The sequence below is a fragment of the Bradyrhizobium sp. 2TAF24 genome (assembly GCF_052115025.1).
Lineage (GTDB): Bacteria > Pseudomonadota > Alphaproteobacteria > Rhizobiales > Xanthobacteraceae > Bradyrhizobium_A.
The window spans coordinates 303,853-316,182 of the sequence record NZ_JBFRFW010000001.1 but is presented as its reverse complement, the minus strand read 5'-3'; the positions used below and the strand labels follow the sequence as shown (position 1 = coordinate 316,182).

Sequence of the window (12,330 nt, the reverse complement as noted above, 5' to 3'; positions counted from 1 at the left end):
GGGCGCCGTGATCCCGGTTACCAGTTTCGCAGGGCAGACGGTCGCGGTTTTCGGTCTTGGTGGGTCGGGGCTGGCGAGCTGCCATGCGCTGAAGGCCGGTGGCGCCGAGGTGATCGCCAGCGACGACGACGCCGGCAAGCTCGCAGAGGCTGCCAAGGCGGGGTTCGTCACCGCCGACCTGCGCACGGTGTCGTGGAGCCATTTCGCTGCGCTGGTGCTCACTCCCGGCGTGCCGCTGACCCATCCGGTGCCGCACTGGACCGTACTCGCGGCGCGGCAGGCCGGTGTTCCGGTGATCGGCGATATCGAATTGTTCTGCCGCGAGCGCCGGCGCCACGCGCCGAGCGCGCCGTTCGTCGCCATCACCGGCACCAACGGCAAGTCGACGACCACCGCACTGGTGGCGCACCTGATGCGGGTCGCCGGCCACGACGTGCAGATGGGCGGCAACATCGGCACTGCGATCCTGTCGCTGGAGCCGCCGCGCCTCGGCCGCGTCCATGTCGTCGAGATGTCGTCCTATCAGATCGATCTCGCGCCTTCGCTCGATCCGCTGGTCGGCATCCTGCTCAATGTCAGCGAGGATCACCTCGACCGCCACGGCTCCATCGATCATTACGCGGCCGTGAAGGAGCGCCTCGTCGCCGGAGTCCAGCGCGGTGGCACCGCGATCGTCGGTGTCGACGATCGCTGGTGCCAGGCTGCGGCCGACCGTGTCGAGCACGCCGGCACGCGGGTGGTGCGCATCTCTGTCAAGCGGCCGCTGGCCGACGGCGTCTATGCCGATCATGAGACGCTGGTGCGGGCGTCCGGTGGCGCCCGGTCCGACATCGCGCGCATCGGCGGCATCGGCTCGCTGCGCGGGCTGCACAATGCGCAGAACGCGGCCTGTGCCGCCGCTGCGGCGCTGGCGCTCGGCGTCAGCTTCGACGTGCTGCAGGAGGGCTTGCGCAGCTTCCCCGGCCTTGCCCATCGCATGGAGCAGATCGGCCGTAAGGGCCATGTGCTGTTCATCAATGATTCCAAGGGCACCAACGCGGATGCCGCGGCGCGGGCGCTGTCGTCGTTCAACGACATCTTCTGGATTGCCGGCGGCAAGCCGAAGACCGGCGGCATTGAAAGCCTGCGCGAGTACTTCCCGCGCATCCGCAAGGCCTACCTGATCGGGGAGGCGGCCGACGACTTCGCGCATACGCTGGGCGGGGTGCCGCATGACATCGCCGGCACGCTCGATGCCGCCGTGGCGCAGGCGGCGCGCGATGCCGCCGCATCCGGCCTCGCCCAGCCGATCGTGCTGCTGTCGCCGGCCTGCGCGTCGTTCGATCAGTACCGCAACTTCGAGATCCGTGGTCAGCACTTCCGCGAGCTGGTGCTGGCGCTCGGCTCGGTCGAGCCGGTGGTCTGAGGCGGGAACAATTCCCGCTCTCCGGCCACCGTCCGCAGCGGGTTTTCCGGCCTGCGGCCCATGGCCGCCGTTTTCCCGACAAATCTTTCGAATGTCTTAACGGTCTGGAAACCATGTTGGGCGACCAATGGGTTTGAGCTTTTTCGTCCGCAGGGCCCGGCATGATTTCACGTGAACAGCGCACCCCGTTGAGCGAGTGGTGGTGGACCGTCGACCGGCTGCTGCTGGCGGCGATGCTGGCCCTGATGCTTGCCGGCATCATCCTGTCGCTGGCGGCGAGCCCGCCGGTCGCGGTTCGCATTGGCCTCGACCCGTTTCACTTCTTCAATCGCCACGTCATTTTCCTGATGCCGTCGTGCGTCGTCATGATCGCGGTGTCGTTCCTGTCGCCGCGGCAGATCCGCCGCGCGGCGCTGATCGTGTTCATCGTGAGCGTGGCCCTGATCCTGCTCACCCTCGGTTTCGGCCCCGAGGTGAAGGGCGCCAAGCGCTGGATTACCATCCTCGGCGTCAACATCCAGGCGTCGGAAGCGGCGAAGCCGTCCTTCGTGGTGCTGGTGGCGTGGTTGTTCTCGGAGTCGGCGCGGCGGCCGGAGATGCCAGCCACGTCCATGGCGCTGGCGCTGCTGCTCGGGCTGGTCACGCTGCTGGTCGCAGAGCCCGATTTCGGTCAGACCATGCTGATCCTGATGGTGTGGGGCGCGCTGTTCTTCATTGCCGGCATGCGCATCATCTGGGTGTTCGGTCTTGCAGGCACCGCCGCCGCTGGCCTGTTCGCCGCCTACATGTTCGTGCCGCACGTCGCCGCTCGCATCAAGCGCTTCATGGATCCGGCGTCCGGCGACACCTTCCAGGTCGACATGGCGACGGAATCGTTCAGCCACGGCGGCTGGTTCGGCCAGGGGCCGGGCGAGGGCACCGTCAAGCGCATCCTTCCCGACAGCCACACCGACTTCGTGTTCGCAGTCGCCGCCGAAGAATTCGGCATCATCCTCTGCCTGATGCTGCTGGCGCTGTTCGCCTTCATCGTGATCCGCACGCTGTCACGCGCCTATGCCAGCGAGGACCTGTTCGCGCGCTTCGCCGCCTCGGGCCTTGCCATCCTGTTCGGCATCCAGGCTTCGATCAACATGGCGGTGAACCTGCACCTGATGCCGGCGAAGGGCATGACCCTGCCGTTCATTTCCTATGGCGGTTCGTCGATGGTGTCGCTCGCCTACGGCGTCGGCATGATGCTGGCGCTGACGCGGCTGCGGCCGAGCATCGAGGTGCAATCGGTGGGCGACGCCTATGCGTCGCGTCAGTTCGCCTGAGGCGGTCGAGCCGAACAATGAGCGACACTCCTCTCATCATGGTCGCGGCCGGCGGCACCGGCGGCCATCTGTTTCCCGCCGAAGCCCTGGCGGTCGAGCTGTTCAAGCGCGGCTTGCGCGTGCGCCTCGTTACCGACGCGCGCGCGCTGCGCTACAGCGGTCTGTTCACGCCCGAGCTGACCGACGTGGTGCCAAGCGAGACGGTGCGCGGCCGCTCGCCGGTGGCGCTGGCGAAGACCGCGCTCAAGCTCACGGCCGGCGGCGTGAAGGCGCTCATGCTGATGCGGCGGCAGAAGCCGGCGGCCGTGATCGGCTTCGGCGGCTATCCGACGCTGCCGCCGCTGATCGCGGCACGGCTGTGCGGCGTGCCGACCATCATTCACGAAGCCAATGCGGTGATGGGCCGCGCCAACAAGCTGCTCTCCACGCGCGTCAGCGCGATCGCGACCTCGCTGCCCGGCGTGCTCGATCATGCGCCGGCGCTGGCGGCAAAGGCCACCGTCACCGGCATGCCGATGCGCCCGGCGATTTTGGCCGCGGCAGGCGTGCCGTTCGTGCCGCCCGAAGCCGATGGCACGCTGCGGCTGCTGGTGGTCGGCGGCAGCCAGGGCGCGCGGGTGATGGCCGATATCGTGCCCGGCGCGATCGAGCGGCTCGAGCCGGCGCTGTGGCGCCGCCTGGCGCTGGTGCAGCAGGTGCGCGAGGAAGACATGGCGCGGGTTCGGGTCGTCTATGACCGCCTCAAGATCAACGCCGAGCTGGCGCCGTTTTTCAGTGATCTGCCGGCGCGGCTCGCCGCCACGCATCTCGTGGTGTCGCGCTCCGGCGCCGGCACGGTGGCCGAACTCGCGGCGATCGGCCGGCCGTCGATCCTGGTGCCGCTCCCCGGGGCCATCGATCAGGATCAGTTCGCCAATGCGGGCGTGCTGGAACGCGCCGAGGGCGCGATCCGCATTGTTCAACCGGACTTCACACCGGATCGCCTTGCTGCGGAAATGTCCGCACTCGCCGCCGAGCCGCTGCGGCTGACCACGATGGCGACACGTGCCCGTGCCATCGGCACGCTGGACGCGGCCTCGCGGCTTGCCGATCTGGTGATCAAGGTCGCCCGCGGCTGATCAGTGCAGGCCGTCGTGTGACTTCCTGACGACACCCTGCGGCGATTTTCACCGCGGCGAGCTCTGCCCAACGCCGGTTCTGCGCACTATATACTTCCGCCATGTGTGGAGTGCTTGGAAACGATGTTGGGGCTTGAACTCGCTGTCGTCGTGGTGCTGATCCTGGTCAATGGCCTGCTGTCGATGTCGGAGCTTGCCATCGTCTCGTCGCGTCCGGCGCGGCTCGCGGTGCTGCACAAGCGTGGCATTGGTGGCGCGCAGACGGCGCTGGCCCTGGCGTCGGATCCCGGTAAATTTCTCTCCGCCGTCCAGATCTGGATCACGCTGGTCGGCGTGCTCTCCGGTGCGTTTTCCGGCGCGACGCTCGGTCAGCGCCTGAGCGCGCTGCTGGTCGAGGCCGGCCTTGGCCAGAACCTGTCCGATGCGGTCGGCGTCGGCGCCGTGGTGACGGTCATCACCTATGCCTCGCTGATCGCTGGCGAGCTGGTGCCCAAGCAGATCGCGCTGCGCAACCCCGAGGGCGTTGCCGTGCGGGTCGCGCCGGGCCTGGCGCTCATCGGGCGCATCTGCGCGCCGCTGGTCTGGCTGCTCGACGCGTCGGGCGATGCCGTGCTGTGGCTGCTCGGCCAGCGCGGCGAAACGTCGGGCAAGGTCTCGGAAGACGAGATCCACACCCTGATCGTCGAGGCGGAAAATGCCGGCGTCCTCGAGCCCGGCGAGAAGGAGATGATCGCCGGCGTGATGCGGCTCGGCGATCGTCCGGTCGGCGCCGTGATGACACCGCGACGCGACGTTACCATGGTCGATCTGTCGGGCGATCTCGATGCCATCCGCCAAGCGTTCGCGGCGACGGCGCATTCGCGGCTGCCGGTGCATGACAACAACCGCGATCACCCGATCGGCATCCTGCATGCCAAGGAAGTGCTCGACGCCGTGCTGGCGGGCGGCAAGGTCGATGTCCGTGCGCTGGTCAAGGAGGCGCCGGCCATTCCGGAGACGGTGGATGCCCGCGACGTCGTCGCCGTGCTCAAGCAGTCGGCGGTGCACCTGGGGCTGGTGTTCGACGAATACGGCACGTTCCAGGGATTGGTCACCAGCGCCGACATCCTCGAAGCCATCGTCGGCGAGTTCAAGAGCGACGGGCCGGACGAGCCGGCCTTCGTCCGGCGCGACGATGGCAGCTACCTGCTGTCGGGATGGATGCCGGTCGACGAGCTGTCGGAGCTGCTCTCGATCACGCTGCCCGACAGCCGCGACTATCAGACAGCTGCTGGCTTCGCATTGCAGCACTTCGAGACCCTGCCTGACGAGGGGCAGAGCTTCGTTCATGAGGGCTGGCGCGTCGAGGTGGTCGATATGGACGGCCGCCGCATCGACAAGTTGCTGGCAAGCCGTCTCGCGCGGGCGTGATCTCCGGGGAGCGCCGTCGGTCCGGAACTGACCGGCCCGACGGCGCCATCATGGGGCGGCCGTGAGCCCGCGGACCATGGCGCGCACCATGGTTGCGATCTCGCTGCGCAGCGCATCGATCGGCACAGCGATCAGCTTCTGTTCGAGGCCGAGCAGGACCATGCCGTGCACCGCCGAGAACAGGCTGCGCGCCGTGATGCCGAGATCGAGTGGTGTGCGCTGGGGGAACAGCGCGACCAGCGGCTGGTGGATGTGACGGAACAGGTGCATCTGCTCCGCGATCACCCAGTCGGGAATCGCACGTCCCGGCTCCATGCGGTGCTCGAACAGCGCGCGCCACAATTCGAGGTTCTGCGCCGCGAACTCACAGTAGGCGTCGGCGATGCGCACCAGCGTCTCGCCGGGTGTGTGCGCCGCCCCGCCTTCCGCCGCCGACAGCGCCGCGTCGAGCTTCGCCAGGGTGCGCGACCCGACGCGCAGCACCAGCTCGTCCATGCTCTCGACCAGGTTGAACACCGCGCCGTTGGAGCAGCCGATCTCGCGGGCGAGGTCGCGGGACTTCAGTCCGGCGAGGCCTTTGGCTGCAATGGTCTGCTCGGCGGCGCCAATCAGGGCGTCGCGCAGCCTGTCCCGTCGTTCCATTGTTTTGGACATTGGCAACCATGTTCCTGAGCGACGCTCAAAACAATTCTTGAGCGGCGCTCAAATTGTGGTAGATGTGCGTATATGAGCGATGCTCATAGCAGGGAGTGGCCAATGTTCAAAACGGTTTTGACGCTGTTCCGGGGCAGTGTAGCTGCCGTCGGCGAAGAACTCGAAGATCGCTCGGCGCTGCTCATCCTCGACCAGCAGATGCGCGACGCGGCCGCAGCCGTCGAGCGTGCCAAGCGGGCGCTGGCCCTCGCCATCGCCCAGGATCAGCAGGAAGGACAGCGGCTCGACGCCACCAACGCCCGGATTGCCGATCTCGAAGTCCGCGCCGCCGCTGCGCTCGACGGTGGCCGCGAGGATCTCGCCCGTGAGGCCGCCGAGGCCATCGCCGGCCTCGAGGCCGACCGTGACGCTGCGCTGACCGCGCGCGCCCTGTTCGCGACCGAGATCGCGCGGCTGAGGCGCCATGTCAGCGGCGCCGAAATGCGGATCGCTGCGCTCGACCGCGGCCGCCGTATTGCCCGTGCCTCCGAGGCGGTGCGCGCCTTGCGCCGCGGTGGCATCGAGGCCTCGCGGCCCCACGAGTCGACCTTGCCGGAAGCGGAGCGGACGTTGCAGCGCCTGCGCGAGCGCCAGCAGGAGGCCCAGGCCGCCGATGAGGCGCTGATCGACATCGATGCCGCCAACGGGCCGCTCGCCACCGCTGAAAAGCTCGCCGAGCAGGGGTTTGGACCACGCATGCGCTCGACCGCGGATGACGTCCTCGCCCGTCTCAAGGCCAAGCGGACGCCGTCCGCCGCACCGCAGCACCACGACTGATCGTCTCGAACCACTTGCGAAAAGGAGACCGCCATGAACCAGACCGCCCAGCCGCACACCTCCGCGTGGGTCACCTTCACCTACGTGTCGTTCGCCGCCTCGCTGTTGATGGTGATCTGCGGCATCTACTTCCTGCCGCTCGACCTGTGGGTGAAGGGTTACCTGCTGATGGGCATCGTCATGCTCGTTCAGTCCTGCATCACCATGACCAAGACGGTGCGCGACGTCCACGAGAGCAGCCGCCTCGTCAACCGCATCGAGGACGCGCGCGCCGAGCGCATCCTGATGGAAGCGTCGAAGGCGGCATAAGATAGCCGCGACAACCGGATACTGTTTGCGGGGCAGCTGAGCGATCGGCCGTCCCGAAACGGCGTTGATGCAATCGTCCATTTACCTTGCCGCCACGGCCCGGCGCCCCGATCATTGCGTCTTGGCGGGCCGTCCCGCAGGAACGGGGCGAGATGCACGCGAGGCGGACCGTGCGTCTTTGGGAGTGCTATGGCGACGTTGCGACAGTTCGATGGCTGGACGCGGATTCGGTCAGGCTTCGGTCGGCTGCGCGGCATGGTCGCGTTCTGGTTTCATGCCCTGTCGCAGCCGGCGATCGATCTCACCCTGCGTACCCACGCCGGCCTGCACACACGGATCGTTGAGAGCCCCGGCCGGTCGCTGTCCCACGACGAACTCAAGCGCCTGGTGACGCAACTGCGGACGGTTGCCGCGAAGACGCTGCCACAGGACGAACTGGCTTATGGTGTGTTCTCGGGCGAGCGCGAGCCGCTGTCCCGCGCCATCATCACCTTGATTTGCGAGGAGGCGACCGGGCAGCCGATCGCCTTCAACGCGCTGGCGGTGATGGACGTGACGCTCGACGGCGCGCCTGTTCAGGTGACGCATCTCGGTCTGGTGATGGTCGATCCGCAGGTCCGCGGGCAGGGACTGTCCTGGGTGCTGTACGGCCTCACGGCGCTGGTGCTGTTCGTGCGCCATGGCTTGCGCCCGAAATGGATCTCCAGCGTCACCCAGGTGCCGGCCGTGGCCGGCATGGTTGCGGAGACCTTCTCCGATGTGTTTCCCTCGCCCGACCCCGCGGCGCGCTGCAGCTTCGCTCATCTACAGCTCGCGCGCGATATCATGCGCCGCCACCGCCACGTGTTCGGCGTCGGCGCGGAGGCGGGATTCGACGAGGCCCGGTTCGTGATCACCACCGCCTATACCGGCGGGTCCGATGCACTGAAGAAGACATTTGCCGACGCGCCGAAGCATCGTGACGAGCGCTACAACGCATTCTGTGCACGCGAACTCGATTACGATCGCGGCGACGATCTCCTGCAGCTCGGCCGCATCGATCTCGCCGGGGCGCGGCGCTACCTGCTGAGCGAGGTGCCGCGCGGGTCGCTGCCGGGGCTGCTCGCGGCGGGTGTCATGCTCGGGCTGCAGCGGCTGCTGCTTCCGCCGTTGCACTGGCTCGACGACACCAGGCCGTTCGGCACCCTGCGGCCACGTCAACCGTCGCGTGATGGCGATGCCCAGCGTTCGGAGGCGCCATGACGACGTCGGCGATCGTCGCGGATTCCATTGTCAACATGTGCGGGGCCATCGGCCTTGGCGTCGCCATGCTGACGCTGCGCCGGCGCGATGCCGACAGTCCGCAGACACGTCGGCTGGAGTTTGCGCTGGGCCTCGTCGCATGCCTGTTCTTCATCCGCAGCGCCGCATGGTGGAGCGGCAGCGACCTGCTGGATCGCCTGTCGCTGATCCCAGCCGCACTGATTCCGCTCGGCGCGCTGATCGTTACCGAGGGCATGCTGCGGCGGCATGCCCCGCGCCTGGTCAAGTTCGCCGCGGTGGTCGGTGGCGTGGCGCTTGGTCTTGCTGCCCTCGTCGGCAGTGGGCTGTACGTGGTGGTTCATGGCATCGCGCTGATGCTGTTTCAGATCGCCAGCTTCGCCGTCTGCGCGGTGTTGCTGATGCGGCGTGATCCGGCCACCCTGATGGCGGCGGAGAATCGCAGCATCGCGCGCCTCGCCGTCGGTGCACTGGTGGTGATGCCGTTCATCGTCACCGATTTCCGCGTGGTATTCCCGGATATTCCGGTGCGGCTCGGCGCGCTGGGCGCGCTGCTGGTGATCTCCGTGCTGCTGATCGCTGGCGGAGGCGCCGAAACCCGGCGCCAGGGCCTCTTGCTCACCGCGCTGCGGCTGGTCAGTTCGGGGCTGCTCGGCGCGACCGCGGCCTTCATGACGCCGGATGTCGACGCCGCGCAGGTCGTGCGGTTCTGCGCGGTCGCCATCAGCGGGGTGTTGGCGATCGCGCTGATGGTGGACGCGCTGCGGTCGTTGTTCGAATCCCATGCGCCGGGCCTGCTCAACTCGGTCGCAACCTCGGCGGCACGCAGCCGCGATGACCTGATCGCCGAGCTCGGGCGCCATCCCTTGTTCGCGAGTGCGCGGCGGCTGCGCGAGGCCGAGCTCGTCGATTACGATCCGCCGCTGCTGTGTGGTCTTCTGGCGCGGCACAGTCTCTTGCGCCGCGCCGATGCGCCCTGGGGATCGTCGCCGACTGATCCGGCGGTCGAGCGTGTGGCGTCGCTGTTGGCTGCGCACAGCGCCACCCATCTGATCGTGCTCGCGCATGATCCCATCGACGTCATGGTGCTGGCGGTGCCGGTGGTGTCGGCCGATCCCGCCACCGAAACAGCACTCGCGCTGGTCGGCCGTCTGCTGGTATTGGCGCCGGAGCGCAGCTAGATCTTCACGTGCTCCACCAGATAGTCGAGGAACGCGCGCACCCGCGCCGGCAACTGGCCGCCATGGCCGACGAACACGGCATGGATCGCTTCGAGGTCGCCGGGATTGTAGGTCTCCAGCACTGGCACCAGGCGGCCGGCATCGATGTCGGCCTGGACATGGAAGCGCGTCAGGCGCGCGACGCCGAGCCCGGCGACGACAAGCCGCTGCATCGCCTCGCCGTCGCTGACCAGCGCGTTGCCGGCCGGATGGATCGAGATCACAGCGCCCTTGCTATCGCGGAACGGCCAGCCCTCGATCTGCTTGGTGAAGCAGAAGCCGAGCATGTTGTGGTGAGCGAGATCCTGCGGGGTTTGCGGCGTGCCATGCCGTTCGATGTAAGACGGCGCCGCCACCACCACCATCGCGCTCTCGCCGAGCTTGCGCGCCAACAGGCGTGACTCGCGCAGCGGGCCGACCCGGATGGCGACGTCGGCGCGTTCCTCCAGCAGGTCCACCACCGTGTCGGTGAGGGCGACATCGACATGGACGCCGGGATAGCGCTGCATGAAACCGGGCAGCAGCGGCAGCAGCCGGTGCAGGCCGAACGGCACGCTGGTGTTGACGCGCAGCCGTCCGCGCGGCGTCGCGCCGGTCGTCGCCTCGCGCTCGGCGGTGTCGATGTCTTCGAGGATGCGGAGCGCCCGGTCGTAATAGGCGGTGCCTTCGGGGGTGAGCTGCAGCTTGCGCGTCGAGCGGTTGACGAGGCGCACCCCCAGCCGGCTCTCCAGGCGGGCGACGAGCTTGCTGACGGCCGACGGGGTCATCCGAAAGCTGCGGGCCGCGGCCGAGAAGCCGCCCAACTCCACAACCCGGACAAAGACTTCCATCTCGCCGGAGCGGTTGACCTCGATCCGAGACATTGTGACTTCAGTTCACAGATATTTTGCCTGATGAAACTCTAGTTCACGAATGCCGGCGTGTCCATCTGGACAGGAACCGGCCCTCCGTCGGGGCCGGATCTCTCGGGGTTTTCCATGCCGCTCGCACTCTATGCGCTCACCGCCGGCGCCTTCGGAATTGGCGTGACTGAATTCGTCATCATGGGGCTGCTGATCCAGGTCGGCGCTGATCTCCATGTCTCGATCCCGGCCGCGGGTCTGCTGATCTCCGGCTATGCCCTCGGCGTCGTCCTCGGCGCCCCTATCATGACCATCGCCACCGCGCGCTGGCCGCGCAAGACCGCGCTGCTGGCGCTGATGGCCATCTTCACCGTCGGCAACGCCGCCTGCGCGATTGCGCCGGACTACTGGACGCTGATGGCCGCGCGCGTGCTTACCGCGTTCGCCCACGGCACGTTCTTTGGTGTCGGCTCGGTGGTGGCGACCTCGCTGGTGCCGGCGAACAAGAAGGCCTCCGCGATCGCGGTGATGTTCACCGGTCTCACGGTCGCGAACATCCTCGGCGTGCCGTTCGGCACCTGGCTGGGCCAAGGCTTCGGCTGGCGCGCGACCTTCTGGGCCGTGACGGTCGTCGGCGTGGCCGCGCTCGCGGTGATCGCCGCGTTCGTGCCGCGCGACACCGCAGCACCCGCACCGTCGAAGTTGCGCGAAGACCTCGCCGTGCTCGGCCGCCGCGAAGTGCTGGTCGGCCTGCTCACCACCGTGCTGAGCTGGGTCGGCGTGTTCGCCGTGTTCACCTACATCGCCCCGATGCTGACGCGCATCACTGGTTTCTCGGACGCCGCCGTGTCGCCGATCCTCCTGGTATTTGGCGCCGGCCTCGTGGCCGGCAACCTCGCCGGCGGCCGTTTCGCCGACCGCCGCTTGCTGCCCGCGCTGTTCGGCAGCCTGCTGGCGCTCGCGGTGGTGCTGGGACTGATGACCTTTGCCGCCCACAACCGTGTGGCAATGGTGCTGTTCGTCGGTCTGCTGGGCGCTGCGGCGTTCTCCACCGTGCCGCCGCTGCAGATGTGGGTGCTGGAGAAGGCGCATGGCGCCGGCCAGAGCCTGGCGTCCAGTTTCAACATCGCCGCCTTCAACCTCGGCAATGCCATCGGCGCCTGGCTCGGTGGCGTCGTGATCGACCATGGCTTGGGTCTTGGCGCCATTCCCTGGGTCGCGGCGCTGGTGCCGTTCGTCGCACTGCTGCTGGCGCTCTACAGCGAGCAGGTGGTCCGCAAGCGGCGGCAGCTGGATTGCGCCGAGCAGGCGGCCTGATGCTCGCTCCGCGCTCGGCCTGACGTGGCGAGCGCTAGACGGAAGAGGGCCGGCTCGCGAAATAGCGCGCCGGCGACTCGCCGAAGCTGCGGCGGAACATGGCGATGAAGTTGCTCGGCGAGGCATAGCCCAGCGCATCGGCCACGGTGGCGACAGCCTCACCGCGCGCCAGCAGCTCCAGCGCGTGGGTGAGGCGGGCCTGCTGCCGCCATTGCGCGAAGCTCGTGCCGGTCTGTGCCAGGAAGGTTCGCCGCAGCGTGCGCGCCGACAGGCCGGCCCACTGCGCCCAGGTATCGAGCGTACGGTTGTCGTCGGGCCGATTCAGCAGCGCGGTCGCGATCCGCACCAGCCGTTCGTCCGACGGCATCGGCAGATGCAGCGGCTCCCGCGGCGCACGCCGGATCTCGTCCATCAGCACGGCCGACCAGTCGCTCCTGCTCTGCCGAGAGACGATCCTGATCCGCCCATGATGCCGCCCGTCGCACCAGGGCCCGCAACAGGTCGCTCGTGCCGACGACGCAGGGGCGGTCCGGCAGGCCGCGGCTCGCGTCAGGCAGGATCAGCACGCTCCAGCCACTCAACGCACCGCTGACGCTGGCCTTGTGCAATTCCCCCGGCGGCATCCAGCCGACGCGATGCGGCGGCAACAGCCATGATCCGTGATGG

The 12,330-nt window shown here is 68.1% G+C and carries 12 protein-coding genes; 9 read left to right on the top strand and 3 right to left on the bottom strand.

Features of this window, described 5'->3' with window-relative positions; all coding sequences use genetic code 11:
• Nucleotides 1–7 precede the first annotated feature (7 nt).
• The 4 genes from murD (at nucleotide 8) to AB4Z37_RS01345 (ending at nucleotide 5,246) form a co-directional block, all read left to right on the top strand.
• Nucleotides 8–1,405, top strand: a complete 1,398-nt coding sequence (gene murD / locus AB4Z37_RS01360) for a UDP-N-acetylmuramoyl-L-alanine--D-glutamate ligase (protein ID WP_441514875.1) — start codon at nucleotides 8–10, stop codon at nucleotides 1,403–1,405.
• 161 nt (nucleotides 1,406–1,566) lie between these two features.
• A complete protein-coding gene (gene ftsW / locus AB4Z37_RS01355; RefSeq protein ID WP_441514874.1) occupies nucleotides 1,567–2,718 on the top strand; it encodes a putative lipid II flippase FtsW in 1,152 nt (383 codons plus the stop codon).
• A gap of 17 nt (nucleotides 2,719–2,735) precedes the next feature.
• A complete protein-coding gene (gene murG, locus AB4Z37_RS01350; RefSeq protein ID WP_441514873.1) occupies nucleotides 2,736–3,836 on the top strand; it encodes an undecaprenyldiphospho-muramoylpentapeptide beta-N-acetylglucosaminyltransferase in 1,101 nt (366 codons plus the stop codon).
• A 123-nt stretch (nucleotides 3,837–3,959) separates the two neighbouring features.
• Complete coding sequence (locus AB4Z37_RS01345) at nucleotides 3,960–5,246, top strand: hemolysin family protein (RefSeq protein WP_441514872.1); 1,287 nt, start codon at nucleotides 3,960–3,962, stop codon at nucleotides 5,244–5,246.
• A 48-nt stretch (nucleotides 5,247–5,294) separates the two neighbouring features.
• On the opposite strand, the gene AB4Z37_RS01340 is transcribed toward AB4Z37_RS01345, so the two are convergent.
• Nucleotides 5,295–5,900, bottom strand: coding sequence for a TetR/AcrR family transcriptional regulator (locus tag AB4Z37_RS01340; RefSeq protein WP_441514871.1), 606 nt, complete (start codon nucleotides 5,898–5,900; stop codon nucleotides 5,295–5,297).
• Between the two features lie 102 nt (nucleotides 5,901–6,002).
• On the opposite strand from AB4Z37_RS01340, the gene AB4Z37_RS01335 reads away from it, so the two are divergent.
• From AB4Z37_RS01335 to AB4Z37_RS01320, 4 genes are all read left to right on the top strand, one after another.
• Nucleotides 6,003–6,716: a PspA/IM30 family protein gene (locus AB4Z37_RS01335; RefSeq protein ID WP_441514870.1), complete on the top strand. Its 714-nt coding sequence runs from the start codon at nucleotides 6,003–6,005 to the stop codon at nucleotides 6,714–6,716.
• A 33-nt stretch (nucleotides 6,717–6,749) separates the two neighbouring features.
• A complete protein-coding gene (locus AB4Z37_RS01330; RefSeq protein WP_441514869.1) occupies nucleotides 6,750–7,025 on the top strand; it encodes a YiaA/YiaB family inner membrane protein in 276 nt (91 codons plus the stop codon).
• A 189-nt stretch (nucleotides 7,026–7,214) separates the two neighbouring features.
• The gene (locus AB4Z37_RS01325; protein WP_441514868.1) at nucleotides 7,215–8,267 is read left to right on the top strand and encodes a hypothetical protein; all 1,053 of its coding nucleotides are present in this window, start codon (nucleotides 7,215–7,217) and stop codon (nucleotides 8,265–8,267) included.
• Nucleotides 8,264–9,466: a hypothetical protein gene (locus tag AB4Z37_RS01320; RefSeq protein ID WP_441514867.1), complete on the top strand. Its 1,203-nt coding sequence runs from the start codon at nucleotides 8,264–8,266 to the stop codon at nucleotides 9,464–9,466. The genes AB4Z37_RS01325 and AB4Z37_RS01320 overlap by 4 nt, the downstream gene beginning before the upstream one ends.
• Here AB4Z37_RS01320 and AB4Z37_RS01315 read toward each other — a convergent pair.
• On the bottom strand, nucleotides 9,463–10,368 hold the full coding sequence (locus AB4Z37_RS01315) for a LysR family transcriptional regulator (protein WP_441514866.1): 906 nt from the start codon (nucleotides 10,366–10,368) through the stop codon (nucleotides 9,463–9,465). The two genes, AB4Z37_RS01320 and AB4Z37_RS01315, sit on opposite strands and share 4 nt — an antisense overlap.
• A 114-nt stretch (nucleotides 10,369–10,482) precedes the next feature.
• Between AB4Z37_RS01315 and AB4Z37_RS01310 the strand changes: the two genes are divergently transcribed.
• Nucleotides 10,483–11,664: an MFS transporter gene (locus AB4Z37_RS01310; RefSeq protein WP_441514865.1), complete on the top strand. Its 1,182-nt coding sequence runs from the start codon at nucleotides 10,483–10,485 to the stop codon at nucleotides 11,662–11,664.
• Nucleotides 11,665–11,698: 34 nt separating this feature from the next.
• Here the strand turns inward: AB4Z37_RS01310 and AB4Z37_RS01305 are convergent, their stop codons facing one another.
• A complete protein-coding gene (locus tag AB4Z37_RS01305; RefSeq protein ID WP_441515236.1) occupies nucleotides 11,699–12,076 on the bottom strand; it encodes a helix-turn-helix transcriptional regulator in 378 nt (125 codons plus the stop codon).
• Nucleotides 12,077–12,330 lie beyond the last annotated feature (254 nt).